Origin of the sequence: Tropheryma whipplei str. Twist (assembly GCF_000007485.1) — a bacterium.
Taxonomy (GTDB): Bacteria; Actinomycetota; Actinomycetes; order Actinomycetales; family Microbacteriaceae; genus Tropheryma; species Tropheryma whipplei.
This window is the reverse complement of record NC_004572.3, coordinates 207,457-228,397: the sequence shown is the minus strand read 5'-3', so window position 1 is coordinate 228,397 and position 20,941 is coordinate 207,457. Positions and strand designations below refer to the sequence as shown.

Below are 20,941 nucleotides of genomic sequence, written 5' to 3'. Positions count from 1 at the left end.
ACAGTGGTCAGTAACAATAGGGTCAAGTGGGCCTTTATGAAGCCGGCTTTTATGAGACTAAAAGAACGAGATCAAAACGGAAAATGCCGTTCCAATATGCCAACGAAGATGAATAAGTCCGACTATATTCGGGAATCTACAGAAAATTACATATACGGCAAAGTCACATATCTATCAAATACGCCAGAGATATACCTCTCATGCATACACCTCAGTGTATCGCGTGGGCAGGAAATATGTGTATGGGAATCTCCCTGAATATTGGTCTTAGAGATGTATGTCTTATCTGCCCCATTTGACAATGGCAAAGATGGCAAAGCCTGTTAGTGCTGCAGCTAGCACACCTAGCAGGGTGTAGCCGACTATTTTGGCTGTACTGGTTTGTGGCGCAGGTTGTTGAGTCTGTACGGACTGTGATGTATCGGGTTGTGATCCGGAGCCCAAGGCGCTGGAAAGAACAGAAGCTACAGCGCTTGCAGTGGTACCACCGGGTAAAACTTTCGGTGCAAGACCGACTGCAGTCTTAACGCCGCTCCAAACGTAACCTAACGCACTAGACCACCAGCTGCGTTTGGTTCTGGTGCGACCTGTTTCAGCTGTTGAGGGTGTGCCCCCCCCCTGCAGTATCTGTGTGGTCTGTATCTGTGTGACATGCATCTGGGCAGCATATGTCTGTGTCTGGAATGTCAGGGTGCAGAGTGTTATTATGAGAGTCTTTATTAGACAGAGTGTTATTACCTTGAATATTCCTCTATTAGGTTTATATGTGAGATTAGTTGTAGGTACAACACTAGATACATGCGGAGATGCTTTCGAGTGAAATGCTGACATGTGCTAATTATATAGGGTATCTATTCACTGTTTTTGGCACTGTTTTTGGATAAGCGCTTGACAAAGATATGCGTCAAAGCCGCGCGTAAGAGCCAATATGCAAGAACTCCAAAGAAGGCGCCTCTAACACTCATGAAGTAAAGTCCAATAATCGCCACAGGAATCTGTGCGGCCCATACGGCAATCACATTACCGGCGAAATCCATCCCTGTCCTTGCATTGGTCCGCAAAAGAGTTATATTTGCAAAGCACCAGCCAATCAGTGGGCATGACGCAGAGACTATCAAAACGATAAAGAAGCTATTGTCTTGAATAACGGCATCAGGTGAAACAATCAGAGAGGCGGGTTTTGATAAAACAGCTATCACAATGCCGATAATCACCGAATAAATAATAAAAGTCCGTCTTATTGAATGGTGTTCTCCCAGCGCTTTCAAGGGTGTATTACCAAAAGCACGACCCAGAAGAATAACGCCAGCTTCACACAAACTGCCGATAAGCATAAAGCTAAGAGTCTCTGCATACAGTCCAAATCTTGAGCTACCGAGGAGTTCAGCGCCCGCAGTTGAGACTATAAGTGTAAAAAGCAGTGCAGCGAAATAATCAAGCACCATTGACATAACGCTTTGAAGAGACACAAGGCCCCACCCAGCAAATAACTCCCGATCAGCCTGTTTGTTTGACACCGGTTTGCTTGGGGTTTTCAGTGGTGTATCACTCTCCAGAACAAGTGTTTGTGTTTCAGGGGTAGCAACACGACCTTTTTTATGCATTGATTTATGCAATGAAATGGATTCGAGTATCGCAGGGGTATCGGAGTCTCTATTCGCACTAAGCGGATATCCTTCCAAATAGAGTTTTCTTACCCTTAGAACTGCCCAGGGTGCAACAATTAAAGCAGAGACGACACTTGCTATTGCACTGCCTAAAACGCCTAAACGGGGAAAAGGGCCAAGCCCATAGACAAGAAGAAGATCCATTATAAGATTTATGATCGCGTACACAAGCAAAACAGCAAGTGGGTATTTAGTTTTTCCCCATACCACAGCTGTTGTCAAAAGAGATGAACAGAATAATGCAATAGGAAGATTCAAGGACATAACAAGGAGATACCTGGCCGCCTCAGCCCAAATCAAGTCAGTTACAAAAACAAGAACAAGAGCTGCTATTGTCGCGAGCAAGAGCCCAACAAGACAAGAAATGGGCAGAAGCCACCGCAATACTATAAATAGGCCGTGTATTCGGCGCTGCTTTCCATCTTTACCTGTTGTGCGAGGCAAGAGAATATTGTAGGCAGTAAGGCCTGACAGCATAGAGATAGAAAATAATTGATAAATACTGGTTGCAAGAGTTAATCCGGCAAGGGCAGGCGTTGAATAGTAGGCCACAACCGTTGTGTCAGTAAGGCCGGTTACTATAAAGGCAAGCGAAGCCGCTGCCAACGGCCAGGCATAGGCAATCAACTGTCGACGACTAAGGCCTGACAAAATGAATCACGCTCAATCGCATAAACAAGTAATAAGGCATGCCAAAAATATTACAGGCAAGAATTTGACGGGCAAAGCAAATAAAAAACTCTCCGCGCAGTTTGTCCAAAGTCAGTAGGTTAGCTAAAGATGGATAATCTGGTGTTTTTACACAGTCGCGCAAAGCCGTGCGCGCGAAGCCGTGCGGCAGAGATCAATGGTAAACAGCAAAACTTGTGTGTGACTGGCGCCACTTTGCTGCGAAAATGGCAGCGGCTGTAAACAGCACAAGCCATACAAGCCACATGAATCCTTGAGTAACGGGAAATGGGCCACCAACTGATGCCCATATATTCAGTTCACGTACAGCTCTTGTTGGAACAAATAGCGATATCAGGTTAAACCATGCGGGAAAATTTGTCGGTGGAACAAATAATCCGCCAGAAAACGATAAAAGCAACATCAAAAACTGGCTAACAGCAATGGCTGATGCGGCAGAAAAGGCAAACCCGATTGCCGTGCCAAGAAGCATAAAAATTGTGTTGGTAGCAATAAGGGTGAGAAAAGCGGGCAAATAACGGACGGAGTCAATCTCAATCTGAGTCGCCGCAAAGCCAACAATCAAAACGGGAATAATTGACAAAACAGATATAGCTCCATTTGAAAATATATAGCCGATTACGCGAGATATAGCGTATCCCGGCAGAGAATTCATGTACGCACCCCACTCGGTTAGCCTGTCCATAGCAATATCCCGTGCAAATCCGATCAGGGAATTGGTCATCATACCAAACACCGAGAAACTCACAACAGCGTATGTGGCAATCTTAGGGTTACTGACATAGCCTTCCTGAGGCAGAACAAAAAAAATAAAACTCGCAACGGGCATCCCGAGACCCAGGATAATGCTAAACGGAGTGCGTATCTGTTCTGTGAACTTGTACCGGGCGTGAGTCAAGGCCTGACGAAAAGGGCCAACCGAGTATTTTTGCACACCTACTCTTTTCTAATCAACTCGACAAAAGCATCTTCCAAGGTGCCACTCTGGACCCGAATATCTCGCAAACTTATATCCGATGTATATAGCCTGCGGAGCAGGTTATCAGAGTCCGGGGTTGTTACTCTCACAAAATCCCCTGAGATATCAAATTTCTCTGCCTTTGTCAGGATATTTTTGACCCGATTAGGCGACTTTGAGAAAAAACTAACAACATTACCTCTTGTATGCTTGATTAGTGTATTGATTGGCTCATTATGAGTTATTCGGCCGTTTTGCAAGACAACAACCGTGTCTGCAAGTGACTCGATGTCATCTAGATAGTGACTGGTTACTATTGCGGTGATTCCTCTTTTGGAGATTTCACTCTTTACGGTATTAATTACATCGCGCCTTGAACTGATATCAAGGCCGGCTGTAGGTTCGTCTAGCAAGACCAGACTTGGAAAACCAACAAACGCTAATGCCACAGCAACCTGGCGCTTTTGCCCACCAGACATATGAGAGCCCTTGCGGTTTTTTAGATCTTTCAAATGAAATTTGTCGAGCACAGCAGATAAAGATTCTGACCTAGGGTAAAGCTTTGACACATAGGAAATAAATTCCGAGACTCTCAGGGCACTCGGGAAGACGCTCGTCTGTGGGGCATTTCCACATATAACCTTTGCCCGCAAAGAGGTCGGCGGGTAGCCGTTAATAGAAATTGAACCCGATATTGGAGAAAGAATGCCTTGCAGCAGACGAACGAAAGTGGTCTTGCCCGCGCCATTGACCCCAAGAAGACCAAGCACCTGACCCTTTTTTACCGAAAGACTGACATTCTCAAAGGCGCACATCCCACCGCGGTACCTGTAGGCGACATTCATCACCTCAACAAAAGCAGACACGCCCTCCCCCAAAGCAGCAACAGAGGCGATTCTAGCATGCAAAGCCAAACAGGCGGCTAACGCTGAAGAGGTAGAATCAAGCAGGCCGTGCGGCGCAGGATACATAAGGAGTGCCCCTCCGCGTGTATACATCACGCCGAAGGGCACTTTCAAGTATTTAGAGCCAGCGGCTCAAAGGCAATCCTCGCTGTACAAATATCTTCATGCACTAACGGCCAATTAAGACTAACGAAGCGATGCGGGGGTACCACACTGACCGCCAAAAGAAATAAGATTAATGTAATAGGGTTTACGGCCCTTGCAGGGCAAAGACAGGGCATCTATACCAAAATGAAGAACCTTATTTGCGGCGGTATCGGCAGCTTTTACAACAAGACGCTCCAAAAATTGCTTCACAAGTTTACCAGCAGCCTTATCAGCCAGAAACTTAAACAGTTTCTTTGCAGCAGCCTTACCCGCCGCTTTACCAAGGCCGGCGCCGGTGAATAGCGTTGCAACTTCAAAAGCTTTCTGAGTGAACCAGTTGACTCTGAGATAAGCCTCCAGAATCTCAGGTGTGGAACCGTGAGATTTTGATGAATCGGTTTTAAAAATAAAATCAATGGCACCGGCCTTAAAAGTTGTCTCGTTAAGCGACCCGCCTTTGTGGTGAGTCTTCTTCGGCAAATGCGCAATGCTGAGAGTGTTATAGAAACGATCAATCGCAGCTGATTCTGAAGCCACATTGCCAGTATCAGCAAGTGCAGCTGGAGCATTTGGAATGGCAATAAGAATTACAGCCACAAGACCAATAAGAGCTTTCATGATAACCCCCTAAATATCCCAAAACTCAGGAGTCTTACAGGCAGCAGGAAACCAGTGAACTGCGCCGAGTACCCCACGGGATTAAAGTGTACACCCAAAACGTGTGCAACACGCGGCGCGGAACGGCATCGGTCATGGCGCGAGCTCCTGAATCTGTCCAGAGCTCACCAAGAATCTCTGATCTTCAAGTCCATCCAGTCGGTTATCATGACTCACAATTAGAATCCCCATACCAGAGGCTTTCAATTCCCTGATAATACTGACCACTGTATCCGTTGAAAAGTCATCCAGTGAAGATGTTGGCTCATCGAGCAAAACAACCTGCGGTTGATTTACAAGAGCCCTGCAGATACCCGCGCGTTGAAGCTCACCACCAGACAACTTGACAGCTTTGGTATTGAGGGCGTCTGTTAGATCCAGGCGTTCTACCAACTCTTCATATACGGCAGGAGGTGCAAAACAACTGTACCTAAGATTGTCACGGAGGGTCAGATGTCCCAGGAGGTTGCCTTCCTGGAAAAGGATGCCAATATGCTTTCTGCGGAGGCGATCTCTCGTGACCCACGAGAGGGCAGTTTGTCCAAGGACGCGCACTTCACCCTTATCGGGAGTAGATAGTAAACCCGCAATCCTAAGGAGAGTTGACTTACCCCCACCAGAGCGTCCGGAAAGCCTAACAATCTGCCCGGGTAATATCTGAAAACTGGCATCTGTCAGCGTAAACGATCCTCGGCCATAAGATTTGTAGACCCCTTTGCATTCCAAAAGTGTCGTGCTATTCATGCCCAAATCCATTCATATACCGTACCCAAATCCATTCATATAGAAAAAGTAATACGTATTGGTCAAACTGCAGTCGGCGCTTTTTTCTCCTGTTGTTGATATCATAACGTTTGATGTTCGGCAGCCGATAAATCCTTTAGCGATTTCAGCTTTTGTGTTGTATGACACAGAGTACGGCGTTCCGCTGAGAGAAATCATCCCAACCAGAAATTTTGCTACAGATGGCGAATCAGTCCATTTGGTTAGTTCACTGCGAAGGGCTGGAAACAAAACAGAATCTTTGCCACGAAAATTAGAAAACATATATCCTAGGGGAACATATTTCATGACAATGGCCAAAAGCTCGCCATTGTCGATCTGCATATTCCTTAGGCGCAACGCGGGTCGATGAATATTTGGATCAAGTCTAATAGCCGCCGCAGCCACTGACAGGTATTGATGCAATTGGCCGAGTGTTTCTATTGTGCTTGGCTGGCGCGCCATAACGCTTCGCGCAAAAGCAATACCATTTTCTGAATCGTCGATCACCCGCATCGCATAATAGGCTTCAAGGCGATACTGATCCGGTTTATTATTATCTGTTGCGTATGCCCGAAGTGCCTTGACAGACAATAGGCGCCCTAATTCTTTTTTTCTACCCTCTTCTGTCATGACGGCAATTAGATAAGTTGCATGCACACGAGAATCAAGGGTATTTTCGTCACCCCGTTCGGGAAGTGTGGCAAGGCCATCTGAGGCAATGAGTTTTGTAATATCGCGAAACACCCGGTCGGAAATTGCATATTTAGGGGTAGGCGGGGGTATGTTGATCCACAAAAGCAGAAAACCTAAAAAAACAACGGACAACGAGAGCAAGACAGGGCGTAACCTGATCCTGCACAGAAATTTACGAAGAGCCCCGCTCATGCAAATGTGTCAATTTCTCAATAAATTATCAAGGGGTGTGCGCATGAGCCTAATGCTTTGGGGCAGTCCACCTAGGATAATTACAAGTGGTATGAGGATAAGTGCACCCAGAAGTAAGTCCAATCCAGGCAGTGGAATAAATGGAGAGCCCAGGAAAGCTGATCCTGTAAGAAGCATCAGTAAAGATATAAGCTGCCCCACACCAATGCTGACGAGGATGCCAAAGAGTGTTCCCAGCAGGCCGAGAGAGCCAAGTTCAACGGCTGACAGGGCAAAGAGCATACCTCTGCTCCAGCCGGTTGTGCGCAGAACGGCAATATCTTTGCGCCGGGAGCGAAACCAAGCAGAGCCAGCCAAAAAACCAAAGATAACACAGAATACAATAAGAGCCAACAAACCCCCATTGACCAGGATGGTTAGACTGCCCACTAAACCAACCGGTGGAGCAAATCCCTGAACCCAGTATTCGCCTGTTTTTGCCAGGGCCTCACGCAACAGGGGGACACTCTCGACTGAATCGACTTTTATAAACGCACTGGGGTAAAAAGGCGGGAGAGAAACCGAACTCGGCCCACCGGGAACACTCTTAGCAGACAGGGCTTTCACTTCAGAGAAGTGTAGGTATGACTCAAGGAGTGGCCCGCCCTTATACAGGAGGGAACTTTTATATGTAGCTATTACTCGGAATCGCTTTGACAGCGCGGTGCCACTAGTTGGGGTTAGTGCAACGGTGTATGAAAAATCAACATCCTTGCCAAGGAGATTATCGAGAGTACCACCACGAACATTCTGCGGTAGGATTATCTCTCCGGGGCCTGGGCCTGTATCTGGGACACTGCCTTTTGCAATTTGCAGGGTGCCCGGGGTGTATACCCTAGTAAAGACAACCTCCGGACCTTGTTGGCTTTGTGGGCCTTCTTTCAAGATTAGGTCATGTGTTAGTTCTGGATAGACCCCTTCGATATGTTCCATCTTCTGTAATTTTTTTATACTGTCATCTGTTATAGGCCTAAGTGAGTGACCGCTTAGATAACTAGAAATCTCAATTAGTGACAAGCTCGATTTCTTATCTAGATCTCTTGCAAAGTGGCCAAGAACAGTTAAGACAGCGGTTTGAAGCAGGAGAACTACTGTAACCATAAATATGAGGATAACCACGAGGGGGCGATTACGTGACAGCATAAGTCGAAGGTCTGCCCTGGCGAGAGAGAAAATACGTAACAAGACCTGGCTCTTTTCTTCGGTTGCAACCGCTGACCGCTTAGTTGCCCAATACAGGAATACGTCGTGCTGTCACAGGCAATTCTAGCAGTACCAATTTGACAAAATTATAAACTGACAAAACTATAAACCTTACTATATATGGTATTCACTATATATGGTATGTAGAACACACGCAGTGCGCTATAACATGAAATAAAAATAACATGAAATAAAAAATGGATATGAGAAGAGATGTAAGCGAATTGGATGTAAAAAAAGATTTGCGCAAGACCCGGGCTGTGTGGGTGGTTGTATTGACAACACTTCTATCTTACTTCTCCGTGCCGGTATTTGCGACAAGCAGTACACATAGCGTCAGTTTTCACGATGGCAGGACCCTGACTGCCAATGCGTGGATACAACCTTTTGCGGATTTTTCGGGATGTGGAAACTGGCAAACATCAGTCGTTATGCCCCCGGCAGTCGCCCCGAATCGATTAAGAACGTAACGTCCTTTTATACACTTGGCATTGGTGGGCTGTTTGGGGGTCTTAGGGTTAATGGTAAACATAAAACCAGTTTGGAGTGGACAAACAGCAATAGACAGGATGGTTCGTATCTTAGTGGAAACGTGTGTGGTGGATTTGGATCTTTTTATGTCGGTGTGGATGTTGCAGGTACAGCAGTTTATGACGGCAATGTTAGGTTTGTCAATACAAAGATCTAACTTAGGATCTAACTTAGGATCTAACTTAGATTCTTGCTCCTATTGACCGTGTAGTTCACAGCTGTGTAGTTCGACTAGTTGGGACGTGCAGCCTTGGTGCTTTTACTCGGAAGTTACGATATCAGAGATTACAATATCCGAGGTCTCATTCCAGAGAAAATGTCCAGCGCGCGCATCATGATGTAATGATCAGGTGCCGATGGAACTGCGGCAGGCGGCTGTGTGGGTTGTCTCAGTAGCCGCAGGTTTTGCTGGTGGAACTACAGGCTTGGCAGGAGCAGCAGGTGGGGAGCCGCAGGAGCAAGCTTACCAGGTGCCGATGCCTGAGAAGGAGCCTGGGTAGAGGATGAATGTGTGGCAAGCAGCAGGCTTGATAGCAACAGCTACGGCACGACGCCGAAAGAAACAAAAGAGCGAAGCACTAAAAGAAATAAAAACTGAAAGAAATAAAAGAACTACAAAAGAATATCTATAAGCACCGCAGTCGGAACCGTTATTACAGTTATTGCAAAGAGGTAAGGGTGTGAGGTGGCATTTGTCTTGACGCACTGCCAGGCGGTCGTAAACCCTGATGTTATCCCAGACCACAGCCCAGTAAACCACGTCCCAATTGTTTTCCAGAAACCAGAAGATTCGCTAGAACTACTAGAACTACTAGAACTACTAGAACTACTAGAACTACTAGAACTACTAGAACAGGAGTCTTCAGATTTGCCCTTTGCAGCGGCGCTAGCAACAGATCCCACTGCACTGACATCGAATGAATGGGTACCAAATGAATGGACAGCAGGCGAATAAGCTTGGGTTTGAGGTGAAGACGCAAGAAAGAAGGTTGGTGAAAGAACAAAGAGCGTGATCAGCTTACCCCTCATCTCACACCCCACATGTCAAAACAAGAGGATCGAGAAGAGCTAAAGGTGTGGTGTATAAGAGGGGTGCGCAAGAAGGGTGCGCAAAGAGAGCAAAGCCCCCCCCCCGATGGAACCGATATAAGCAACGACACGACCAACCTTTCTGCAAGCGCTAAAAGCATACCACAACAGGATAGCGGAGAATACAAGCAGTGACCAGTTTATCCAGAAGAGTTTTATCCCAGGCCAACACGCATCAACAGGCCAGTGCATCCTTAAGATAGGCACATTTAGATGTGCACACTCACCTAAAAATACATCGTAAACACAGAGTTATGAAGCAATTAACGTGGCGCATAACTAACGCAACGTATCAAGCCCGGGGGCGTCTTACTCTCCCACAGGGTCCCCCCTGCAGTACCATCAGCGCTAAGAGGCTTAGCTTCTGGGTTCGGAATGTAACCAGGCGTTTCCCTCTTGCCATTGCCCCCGAGACATCTAAAGTGCGCAAAGGGCCGCACATCAAGAACCGCTCAGTGGACGCAAAATGTGTTTCAAGCAATCGGCCTATTAGTACTCGTAAGCTAAACAGGTCTTTAGTCCCTGCGTACACATCGAGCCTATCAACCCAGTGTTCTACTGGGAGCCTCTCGCCCAAAAGGGCATGGAAATCTCATCTTGAGGCCGGTTTCCCGCTTAGATGCTTTCAGCGGTTATCCGTTCCGAACGTAGCAAACCAGCCGTGCCCTTGGCAGGACAACTGGTACACCAGAGGTTCGTCCAACCCGGTCCTCTCGTACTAGGGTCAGCTCCTCTCAAATTTCCGACGCGCGTAGCGGATAGGGACCGAACTGTCTCACGACGTTCTAAACCCAGCTCGCGTACCGCTTTAATGGGCGAACAGCCCAACCCTTGGGACCTGCTACAGCCCCAGGATGCGACGAGCCGACATCGAGGTGTCGAACCCCTCCGTCGATATGGACTCTTGGGAGGGACCAACCTGTTATCCCCGAGGTACCTTTTATCCGTTGAGCGACAGCGCTTCCACAAGCCACTGCCGGATCACTAGTCCCGACTTTCGTCCCTGCTCGACCCGTCAGTCTCGCAGTCAAGCTCCCTTGTGCACTTACACTCGCCACCTGATTACCGACCAGGCTGAGGGAACCTTTGGGCGCCTCCGTTACCTTTTGGGAGGCAACCGCCCCAGTTAAACTACCCACCAGGCATTGTCCTCGAACCGGATTACGGTTCTAAGTTAGACACCCGGGGCGATCAGAGTGGTATTTCAACAACGACTCCACGAGTGCTGGCGCACCCGCTTCACAGTCTCCCACCTATCCTACACAAACCGCACCAAGTACCAGTACCAAGCTATAGTAAAGGTCTCGGGGTCTTTCCGTCCTGCTACGCGTAACGAGCATCTTCACTCGTAGTGCAATTTCGCCGAGTTCGCGGTTGAGACAGTTGGGAAGTCGTTACGCCATTCGTGCAGGTCGGAACTTACCCGACAAGGAATTTCGCTACCTTAGGATGGTTATAGTTACCACCGCCGTTTACCGGGGCTTAAATTCCGAGCGTCGCCAAAGCTGACCCGTCCTCTTAACCTTCCGGCACCGGGCAGGCGTCAGTCTGTATACGTCGTCTTACGACTTGGCACAGACCTATGTTTTTAATAAACAGTCGCTCCCCACTGGTTTCTGTGACCCTGCAGCGCTAGGAGAGCTAGTCTCGTCACGCCTCAGGCCCTCCTTCTCCCGAAGTTACGGAGGCATTTTGCCGAGTTCCTTAACCACGATTCTCTCGATCCCCTTGGTATTCTCTACCTAACCACCTGAGTCGGTTTGGGGTACGGGCAGCTAGAACCTTGTGTCGATGCTTTTCTAGTCAGCATAGGATCACCAATTTCGCGCCGAAGCGCTACGCGTCGTGCCTGGCCCTTTAGATGGAGGGCGGATTTGCCTACCCTCCGGGTTACACACTTACACCGGGTCAACCATCGCCCGGCTTGGCTACCTTCCTGCGTCACACCTGAACACTTATCCCGCACACCGTAAAAGGGGTACCGTAAGCACAGCAAAATGCTGAACGAAACTACGCGGAATATGGGCGGTTCTTTGCCGGTACGGGAATATCAACCCGTTGTCCATCGACTACGCCTCTCGGCCTCGCCTTAGGTCCCGACTTACCCAGGGCGGATTAGCCTGGCCCTGGAACCCTTAGTTATTCGGGGGGGCGGGTTTTTCACCCGCCTTTCGCTACTCATGCCTGCATTCTCACTCGTGTAGCGTCCACGGCTGATTTACATCGCCGCTTCTTTCGCCACACGACGCTCTCCTACCCATCGATACGGCTGGACTACGAAAGCCTACCTATGTGTATCGATGCCACAATTTCGGTGATGTGCTTTAGCCCCGTTACATTGTCGGCGCAGAATCACTTGACCAGTGAGCTATTACGCACTCTTTCAAGGGTGGCTGCTTCTAAGCCAACCTCCTGGCTGTCTGTGCAACTCCACATCCTTTACCACTTAGCACACACTTAGGGACCTTAATCGGTGGTCTGGGTTGTTTCCCTCTCGGCTACGAAGCTTATCCCCCGCAGCCTCACTGCTGCGCTCTAACTTACCGGCATTCGGAGTTTGGCTGACGTCAGTAACCTTGTAGGGCCCATTGGCCATCCAGTAGCTCTACCTCCGGCAAGAAACACGCAACGCTGCACCTAAATGCATTTCGGAGAGAACCAGCTATAACGAAGTTTGATTGGCCTTTCACCCCGATCCACAGCTCATCCCCTCAGTTTTCAACCTAAGTGGGTTCGGCCCTCCACGAGGTCTTACCCTCGCTTCAGCCTGGCCATGGATAGATCACTTCGCTTCGGGTCTAGGACATGCGACTAATTCGCCCTATTCAGACTCGCTTTCGCTACGACTACCCCCAACGGGTTAATCTCGCCACACATCGCTAACTCGCAGGCTCATTCTTCAAAAGGCACGCCGTCACAAGCGACAAAAGTCGCACACTGCTCCGACGGTTTGTAAGCAAATGGATTCAGGTACTATTTCACTCCCCTCTCGGGGTACTTTTCACCTTTCCCTCACGGTACTCGTCCACTATCGGTTATCTGGTAGTATTTAGGCTTATCAAGTGGTCTTGACAGATTCACACGGGATTTCACGGGGCCCGTGCTACTTGGGATATCCTCTCGCGGCACCGGGGCATTTCGATTACGGGACTATCACCCTCTTCGGTTGACTGTTCAAAATCATTCACCTATACCCCTGCACTACGCGTGTGGTTCGGCAGAACCACATAGAGGATCCCACTACCCCGATCAAGAAACGCCTGCCGGCTATAACACTCAATCGGTTTGGCCTGTTCCGGTTTCGCTCGCCACTACTAACGGAATCGCTATTGCTTTCTCTTCCTGTGGGTACTGAGATGTTTCACTTCCCCACGTTCCCTCTGCCCGCCCTATATATTCAGGCGGGAGTGACAGGGTCGCATTGCTGCGCCCCACCAGGTTTCCCCATTCGGAAATCCTCGGATCAAAGCTCGCTTATCAGCTTCCCGAGGCTTATCGCAGATTGCTACGTCCTTCTTCGGCTCCAGATACCAAGGCATCCACCATTTGCTCTTAAAGTAGCTTGAATCACAAATACTGCGCATAAGCGCAGACTCTAGACTAAGTCTAGAAAGATGCTCGCGTCCACTGTGCAGTTCTCAAAATACGGCCGGACACTGCCCACCCGTAAAAGCCTGGCCTCTCAAAACCCAATAGTGCACACAAGTGCATAAGCACCCAGACCGGTAAACAAACCGGTGAACAGATTCAATGTTCCACTCCCGTGAGCTTGTGCCCAAACAGACCGTGATAACAACACCACAATCGCAGTGCACTATGGCGGTATCACTTTAAAGTTATAAAGTAACCGCAAAAGCTCCTTAGAAAGGAGGTGATCCAGCCGCACCTTCCGGTACGGCTACCTTGTTACGACTTAGTCCCAATCACCAATCCCACCTTCGACGGCTCTCTCCAAAAAGGTTAAGTCACCGGCTTCGGGTGTTACCAGCTTTCATGACTTGACGGGCGGTGTGTACAAGGCCCGGGAACGTATTCACCGCAGCATTGCTGATCTGCGATTACTAGCGACTCCGACTTCATGGGGTCGAGTTGCAGACCCCAATCCGAACTGAGACTGGCTTTTTGAGATTCGCTCCACCTTGCGATATTGCAACCCTCTGTACCAGCCATTGTAGCACGCGTGAAGCCCAAGACCGAAGGGCATGATGATTTGACGTCATCCCCACCTTCCTCCGAGTTGACCCCGGCAGTCTCCTGTGAGTCCCCGCCATTACGCGCTGGCAACACAGGACGAGGGTTGCGCTCGTTGCGGGACTTAACCCAACATCTCACGACACGAGCTGACGACAACCGTGCACCACCTGTATACCGACCTTGCGGGGGGCGTATCTCTACGCCTTTCCGGTATATATCAAGCCTTGGTAAGGTTCTTCGCGTTGCATTGAATTAATCCGCATGCTCCGCCGCTTGTGCGGGCCCCCGTCAATTCCTTTGAGTTTTAGCCTTGCGGCCGTACTCCCCAGGCGGGGCGCTTAATGCGTTAGCTGCGACACGGAAGCGGTGGAACCACCCCCACGTCTAGCGCCCAACGTTTACGGCGTGGACTACCAGGGTATCTAATCCTGTTCGCTCCCCACGCTTTCGCTCCTCAGCGTCAGTAGCGACCCAGAGAGCTGCCTTCGCCATCGGTGTTCCTCCTGATATCTGCGCATTTCACCGCTACACCAGGAATTCCGCTCTCCCCTATCGCACTCTAGCCTGCCCGTACCCACCGCAGGTCCGAGGTTGAGCCTCGGATTTTCACGGCAGACGTGACAAACCGCCTACGAGCTCTTTACGCCCAATAATTCCGGACAACGCTCGCGCCCTACGTATTACCGCGGCTGCTGGCACGTAGTTAGCCGGCGCTTTTTCTGCAGGTACCGTCACTTTCGCTTCTTCCCTGCCAAAAGAGGTTTACAACCCGAAGGCCTTCTTCCCCCACGCGGCGTTGCTGCATCAGGCTTGCGCCCATTGTGCAATATTCCCCACTGCTGCCTCCCGTAGGAGTCTGGGCCGTGTCTCAGTCCCAGTGTGGCCGATCACCCTCTCAGGCCGGCTACCCGTCGATGCCTTGGTAGGCCGTTACCCCACCAACAAGCTGATAGGCCGCGAGCCCATCCCCAACCGAAATTCTTTCCACCCACAGAGGATGCCCTCATGGGTCGTATTTGGTATTAGCCCCGGTTTCCCGAAGTTATCCCAAAGTTAGGGGCAGGTTGCTCACGTGTTACTCACCCGTTCGCCACTAATCACAGGGAGCAAGCTCCCTGATTTCCGTTCGACTTGCATGTGTTAAGCACGCCGCCAGCGTTCGTCCTGAGCCAGGATCAAACTCTCCATAATAATTTCCAAAAGGAAATCACGAAGTTATAAAGAAACTGGCTTAGAAAACATGTCAAATTTTTCTAATCCACAAAGAATCTCCCATCACGGCAAGCAAGGACCGACAGGACGAACCCCGCGAAACACTAGCTGCTGTGACAGAAATAATTTGGCATTGAACTGTGCGCACTATTGAGTTTTGAAAGGCCAGACGCCCCCGGAAAACCCAAGATCGAAAAACCCGACCAAGCGGTACCCGAAAGGCCTGAAAGGTATTGGAAGTGGCGTTGGGATTACCCCCTAGCCGCCCCGCAACCTCACGACAAGCCCAGGCGGCAAAAGAGCCCCCGAGGCCTGCATAGGAATTATACGCGAATGAAACGCTCCATGCAAGTGGACCTATGGGGCAAGTTGAGCCTGCAGATGCTTCTTTGGGGATCTTGCCACTATTACTCAGTATCAGTTACTCAGTAACAGTTTGATGAGTCACTTTATCAGTGAGTTATTGAATCGGTGGTTAGTTATGCAGTACATAACTAAGGCTTATGTAGTTACCTGTGGATATATCTCATAGGCTTGGGTAACTATATCTGTTAGTTCCTTTGGTATTGGTCCATGTCTTCTTATATGTAGGTTATAGAGGAGTTTGCGAAGAACTGAGGCGAACACACTATCCACGGTAAGTGGAGATATGATCGGGAGAATAAGAATTACAAACAGAAAGAAAGCACCCAGGAGGGCGCTAAGAAGCGTACTTGATGGGATCGAGGACACGAAACGAGTGGTAGTAAACAAAAACACCAATAAAAACAAAACACCACCTACACACCACCGTGTTCCATATCTTGTAACAGTGTCAAGCAGGAGGATTTGTCTGCGTTTGGTTGGGTTTTGGAAAGAGGGGGTTTGTGAGTAATAGGAGTAGCGGAGGAGGAAGGATCGTTTATCACCATAAAACCCACTCCGGTACAACGCAATTGAGAAAAACAAGAAAGCTCCAGTGTATAAGACGGTTTCCCCGAAAGCATAGCGATACGCATCAAGTCGGAGTAGGGGCAAGACAGTAGTCCCGATAACAGACATACCAATCAATACAGCAATGGCAAAGGTGATAACAAATGAGAACAGGAAGATATCTGTGGCTGATAGTACTGTACGTGCAGTACTATCTCTGTAATATTTCCTAACTAATCCTGCCATGAACAGTCTTCTCTTATGTGGTCTTGTAAGGAGAAAGAGATAGGTGAAGAAACCTGTTAGGAGGGGAAAGAAGGATGATTGTCTGGGTTGTGTTACAGATGTTGTTGTCTTAGGCACTTTATCTCCTTTGACCTGTTACGGGTTGATTATAACATGGGGGTCGATTGTAACACGGGGGTTAGATGGGTGAAAGAGGGTATAGAGTAACCAATTGTTCTTAAATTGTTCTTCAGGCGCAGTATGAATACACCATACATACTCAGTAAAAAACAGCAGCAAGGTGTTTCTTGCCCTTGCGCAGAATGGCGGCTCTGATCGGCATTGAATTATCCAGAAAGGAATCAAGAAGGGCGTCGGGGCAAGTTACCTTTATGTTATTAACATAAATTCCCCCTTGGCTGATAAGCCGCCGCGCCTCAGAGAGACTTCTGCACAAACCAACTTTCTGCAGAATATGTGTAATGAGGTCATGGGCACTAACGGTCGCATTCGGCAGTTCAAATAAAATCGATCGCAGAAACCGAGGATCAACGGGAAATGTACCTGCAAAGCGCACACCTTCCGGAGAGTAGGGTGTATATGTATTGTCTTGCGCTTTTATAGTTGTTACTCCAGATGAATCATTTAAAGTATCCGAGTCTATACGAGGCAGTCCTGTTTGCGTTTTGCCAAGCGCGCCGCCATCTCCAAACAGCACGGAACACGCCAACAATACCTGATCAGCAACATCAGCGCCATGAACCAGCCGTGTAACAGAGTATGCAAGATGCCTGTGAGCAAGTCTGGCAGATGCATTCTCACGAACGCTCCTGTTCAGGTCTTCTATCTCAGAACGGGTAAAAAATGTGAAAACCCTAAGAAGTCTTGGTATATCCGCATCATCGGAATTCAGAAAGAATTGGTAAAAGGACCACGGGCTGGTTAGATCGGCGTCAAGCCAAATAGCATTGCCTTCAGTTTTTCCGAATTTAGACCCATCAGAGGCTGTTAGAAGGGGCGAACCAAAGGCATGCACACCCGCACCTTCGGTTTTGCGAATAAGATCCACGCCGGATGTTATATTCCCCCACTGATCGCTACCACCTATTTGCAAAACACATTTATAGTCTAGATAGAGCTGCCTGAAGTCGAGAGATTGGAGTATCTGGTAACTAAACTCTGTGTAACTTATACCCTCAGTGGAGGAAAGTCTCGCGGCAACTGCGTCCTTTTTTAGCATTGCATTCACACGAAAATGTTTTCCAAGTTCACGTAGAAAATCAAGTGCAGTCAGGGACTTGGTCCAGTCTAAATTATTTACGAGCACCGCAGCAGCCGCGCCCTTAAAGTCAAGAAACCTAGATAATTGTTGTTGTAGAGCACGCACCCACTCTTGTACCTGTTCGTGCGAATGAAGTTGCCTTTCACCTCCTGGCCTTGGATCTCCTATCAGTCCCGTAGAGCCGCCAACAAGAGCAATAGGCCTGTGACCCGCGAGCTGTAGTCGACGCATAATGAGAATCTGCGCCAGGTTACCGACATGCAAACTTGGCGCCGTGGGGTCAAAGCCACAATAAAACCTGATGGGTGGACCGTCAAGCAGTTCTTTTAATGCCCCTTGGTCTGTTGATACACACACAAGGCCCCGCCACAATAGCTCATCCCAGACACTATTGACTTCCGGGGCATTTGGCATGAAGTTAGTATATCCTGGGCGGATTCGTAAGCGTTACTAGATACAACCGTAATGCCAAAGCATATGTGCCAATAGTTGCTGTATATATGCAATAATTAGGGCCATTGTTATCTCTGTTACAGATTATTCTCATCCAGATATGGGCTCATTTTTACATTGACTTGCCGGTCCGTAATTTGCCGATTATGGGAGACAGAACTATCGCCGCATAATCGCGCCGAACTTAGATGAAGCAAGTCGAACGGCATTCTCTTTTGCAAGGTTAACTCGCTGTGCAGTAAGCGTCTTTTCCTTATCTCTAAAGCGCATCGCAAATGTTAGGGATTTTTTATCGGATTCTTCGTGTTTGTATTCGTCAATAAGCCTTATATCTTCCAAGAGTTCACCGGCGCCTTCTTTGACAACTGATATAACACTTGCAGCAGCGATATTATTGCCGAGTGTCAGAGTAAGGTGCTGAGTTGCAGCAGGACTTGTAGGAAGGGTTTTTACAATTTCCTGCGAGCATCCAAGCTGCGCAACAAGATCCAGATTTATTTCACACGCAAACACATTGTCAGGAAGATTATGCTTGTTAGCCAAAGTTGGCAGGATTTGCCCGGTATAACCTATATGGTGATGTTTACAGATAACCTTAGCGCAACGCCCTGGATGAAAAGCGGGGTGTTTATCCTGTACGAAATGAAAATCTACCCCAAGGCCCCGGGCAATTTGCCGGGCGGAATCAAACACATCAGCCAAATCGTACTTACGTCCTTCTGTGTAAGGCTGCTTTTGAATTGCGGAACCTGTTTGTAGGACCGAGACTGTATATGGCTGATACACCTCATTCATTGACTCGATGGTGTTTTTACGCGAACAAGCATTGCAGGTACTATCCGAATTACAGCCTATCAAGTTTGATGTGCGGAGTTGCCCAAGAAAAACGCGACCGATTTCAAAAATACTAAGGTCGCACAATCCGCGTGATAAATTCCTGTGAGCGCACTGCAAAAGCCCCGGTATGAGACTGCGCCTCAGATACCCTTCTGTTGCATCAATAGGATTATGTAATGATATTGCCCTTGTGGTTGGGGCGTGCTCTATTGAAGTGTCAGCCGAACACTTCTCTTTAACACCAACATTGCCCGGGCCAGAGACACCGCTTGAACCGGGTTCCGTGATACGCGTTACGCCAGTTGGGATTATTGGGTCACTCCCTGAATCCGGGTTATGTGTGGAATCCGGGTTATGTGTGACATCAATATGGCATATGCCTGCAGCAGCTAAATTGACGAATGGATAACATATAACCTCAACATGCCCACATGCAGCCAGTGACTGCCCAAGCAGCCTTCGTTGCTCGAAAGTCACCGGCGGGGTCCTAGGCGGGGTGACTGGCGAGAGTGTATAACCGTTTTCTAACTTGCCGTTTTCTAACTTGTATTGTTGAGATTGAAGTGGCTGCTCGCGATGGGGAACTGACAAGCGCAGTGATGGAATGCGGTTAAAGCCAATTACGCGAATAACTTCTTCTGCCAAATCTTGAACATTAACCAGATCGGCCCTAAAACTTGGGGGGGTGACAAGCATAACTTGTGTATCGGGTGTTGAGTGGTCAGAATCGCAAGAAACATCACAGCCAATCGCGCGCAACGAGGACATAATTTCCTCCCGCGTAAAACAACAACCCACCACACGTTCAATATCAAGTGTGCTTAAAAGTATGGGTGATTGTTGGGTGTAATTGATGTATGCACTACCTAGCTCTGTGATATCCCCGCTGGCCAAATCACGTATAAGTTCTGCAGCGCGAGCCAAGGCACGCTGAGCAATCAGAATATCAACACTTCGTGCAAATCGGGCCGATGCCTCAGTGTATAATTTATGCCGACGGGATGATAGAGAGATATCAATAGGGTTGAAGTTACCTGCTTCAAGCAGAATTCTCTTTGTGTCACTAGTAACCCTAGACCTACTGCCTCCAATAACCCCGGCGAGCGATAACACTCCATTTGCATCAGCAACAACCAGATCATCTGTATGTAGTTCTAACCGTCTTCCATCGATAGTATCCAGTGTTTCTTTTTTATCTGCTGTGCGAACACAAAGAGAGCCCTGTATGGCATCGTAATCGTAGGCATGCAGAGGCTGACCTGTCTCAACCATCACGTAGTTTGTTATATCAACGACAGGGCACACTGACCTTATGCCGGCAAGTTGTAATCGGCGGACCATCCATTGTGGAGTTTGATTATTTTCTATCTCCTGTATAAGAAGAGTGAAAAATGCGTTTGGCTTACACCGTAGGTCAATACTAAGTCCGCCCGCGGGCAAAACATCATCTGGCAAGGGATCACTAAAGGGTATGTTATTTGCAAGGGCGTACTCTCTGGCGATACCCCTGATCGACATGGCGTAACCCCTGTCAGGGGTAATACTCACTGCTACAGCAGAATCGGTCAAGGCCAGCAAGTCGAGGGCATTATCACCCTCACGAATTTTTGACAGCTCATCTCCCTGAAATACTTCGGCAAGCCGGAGTATTCCGTCATGATTGTCACCCACGCCAAGCTCCTTTTCTGAAGCTATCATCCCGTCGGAAAGATGGCCATAGACTTTCCGTGCGGTAACGTGAAATCCGCCGGGGAGATTAGATCCTGGCAGGGTTACAACAACTAAGTCGCCTTTAGAAAAGTTACTTGCACCACAGACGATATCCCGTGTCTCTAATGCAGAATTCGTATCTGCATTAGAGAAATTTCCCGTTTGGGTCGAAGGATTACAATCTTTACTGAGGGGCGTATTGTTAGGCTGGACTGGGGCGCAGACCCGAACTTTGCACCATCGTATTGTTTTGCCATTTGAGTGAACCTCCTCTGTGAAGTCGAGTACTCGACCAACAACTATAGGTCCTGACAGTTCAGGCCGATCAAGTATTTCACCTTCAAACCCGACACTTAAAAGTGATTCTAGAATGTCTTCCGCTACCGGACAGTCCGTGTGAGTGCGTCGCGTATCAGAACGTATACCAGTCTCGCCGACAAAGCCAGTCTGAGTATGAACGTATTCTAAGAGCCAAGATACAGGAACCCTAAGGACCGCCATACCATCCTCCTAATACCTGGAAATGCTCCAGGAACAATCCCTCGTCGCAGCAGGGCGCCTGACAACACTGCCGCAACAC

Annotated in this window: 13 protein-coding genes and 3 rRNA genes; 2 read left to right on the top strand and 14 right to left on the bottom strand. The window is 48.5% G+C overall.

What is annotated here, in order from left to right; all coding sequences use genetic code 11:
* Positions 1 to 36: 36 nt before the first annotated feature.
* Complete coding sequence (locus tag TWT_RS04835) at positions 37 to 258, top strand: hypothetical protein (RefSeq protein ID WP_155105128.1); 222 nt, start codon at positions 37 to 39, stop codon at positions 256 to 258.
* A gap of 593 nt (positions 259 to 851) precedes the next feature.
* Here TWT_RS04835 and TWT_RS01040 read toward each other — a convergent pair.
* The 7 genes from TWT_RS01040 to TWT_RS01010 all read right to left on the bottom strand — a co-directional run bounded on the left by TWT_RS01040 (position 852) and on the right by TWT_RS01010 (position 7,898).
* Positions 852 to 2,318, bottom strand: a complete 1,467-nt coding sequence (locus tag TWT_RS01040; RefSeq protein WP_011096536.1) for an MATE family efflux transporter — start codon at positions 2,316 to 2,318, stop codon at positions 852 to 854.
* Between the two features lie 193 nt (positions 2,319 to 2,511).
* Positions 2,512 to 3,291, bottom strand: a complete 780-nt coding sequence (locus tag TWT_RS01035) for an ABC transporter permease (protein WP_011096537.1) — start codon at positions 3,289 to 3,291, stop codon at positions 2,512 to 2,514.
* A 2-nt stretch (positions 3,292 to 3,293) separates the two neighbouring features.
* Positions 3,294 to 4,286, bottom strand: a complete 993-nt coding sequence (locus tag TWT_RS01030; protein ID WP_011096538.1) for an ABC transporter ATP-binding protein — start codon at positions 4,284 to 4,286, stop codon at positions 3,294 to 3,296.
* Between the two features lie 120 nt (positions 4,287 to 4,406).
* Positions 4,407 to 4,985: a hypothetical protein gene (locus tag TWT_RS01025; RefSeq protein ID WP_011096539.1), complete on the bottom strand. Its 579-nt coding sequence runs from the start codon at positions 4,983 to 4,985 to the stop codon at positions 4,407 to 4,409.
* A gap of 132 nt (positions 4,986 to 5,117) precedes the next feature.
* Positions 5,118 to 5,780, bottom strand: coding sequence for an ATP-binding cassette domain-containing protein (locus TWT_RS01020; RefSeq protein ID WP_011096540.1), 663 nt, complete (start codon positions 5,778 to 5,780; stop codon positions 5,118 to 5,120).
* Positions 5,781 to 6,674, bottom strand: coding sequence for a hypothetical protein (locus tag TWT_RS01015; protein WP_011102404.1), 894 nt, complete (start codon positions 6,672 to 6,674; stop codon positions 5,781 to 5,783). It abuts the gene before it with no gap.
* Positions 6,675 to 6,683: 9 nt separating this feature from the next.
* On the bottom strand, positions 6,684 to 7,898 hold the full coding sequence (locus TWT_RS01010; protein WP_011102403.1) for an FtsX-like permease family protein: 1,215 nt from the start codon (positions 7,896 to 7,898) through the stop codon (positions 6,684 to 6,686).
* A gap of 221 nt (positions 7,899 to 8,119) precedes the next feature.
* Here TWT_RS01010 and TWT_RS05060 point away from each other — a divergent pair, with 221 nt between their 5' ends.
* Positions 8,120 to 8,386: a hypothetical protein gene (locus tag TWT_RS05060; RefSeq protein ID WP_237696857.1), complete on the top strand. Its 267-nt coding sequence runs from the start codon at positions 8,120 to 8,122 to the stop codon at positions 8,384 to 8,386.
* A 673-nt stretch (positions 8,387 to 9,059) separates the two neighbouring features.
* Here TWT_RS05060 and TWT_RS04830 read toward each other — a convergent pair.
* From TWT_RS04830 to TWT_RS04520, 7 genes are all read right to left on the bottom strand, one after another.
* Positions 9,060 to 9,476: a hypothetical protein gene (locus TWT_RS04830; RefSeq protein WP_155105126.1), complete on the bottom strand. Its 417-nt coding sequence runs from the start codon at positions 9,474 to 9,476 to the stop codon at positions 9,060 to 9,062.
* 356 nt (positions 9,477 to 9,832) lie between these two features.
* Positions 9,833 to 9,949 (bottom strand): 5S ribosomal RNA (gene rrf / locus TWT_RS00990).
* Positions 9,950 to 10,005: 56 nt separating this feature from the next.
* Positions 10,006 to 13,104: ribosomal RNA gene (locus TWT_RS00985) — 23S ribosomal RNA — on the bottom strand.
* Positions 13,105 to 13,400: 296 nt separating this feature from the next.
* A 16S ribosomal RNA gene (locus TWT_RS00980) occupies positions 13,401 to 14,921 on the bottom strand.
* Together the 16S, 23S and 5S rRNA genes form the textbook arrangement of a ribosomal RNA operon.
* Positions 14,922 to 15,443: 522 nt before the next feature.
* Positions 15,444 to 16,217 carry a hypothetical protein gene (locus TWT_RS00975; RefSeq protein WP_044143898.1) on the bottom strand — a complete coding sequence of 258 codons (774 nt, stop codon included), beginning with the start codon at positions 16,215 to 16,217 and terminating at the stop codon, positions 15,444 to 15,446.
* Between the two features lie 142 nt (positions 16,218 to 16,359).
* Positions 16,360 to 17,775 carry a tyrosine--tRNA ligase gene (tyrS, locus tag TWT_RS00970; protein WP_011096548.1) on the bottom strand — a complete coding sequence of 472 codons (1,416 nt, stop codon included), beginning with the start codon at positions 17,773 to 17,775 and terminating at the stop codon, positions 16,360 to 16,362.
* Positions 17,776 to 17,973: 198 nt separating this feature from the next.
* Positions 17,974 to 20,862 carry a phenylalanine--tRNA ligase subunit beta gene (locus TWT_RS04520; RefSeq protein ID WP_011102399.1) on the bottom strand — a complete coding sequence of 963 codons (2,889 nt, stop codon included), beginning with the start codon at positions 20,860 to 20,862 and terminating at the stop codon, positions 17,974 to 17,976.
* Positions 20,863 to 20,941 lie beyond the last annotated feature (79 nt).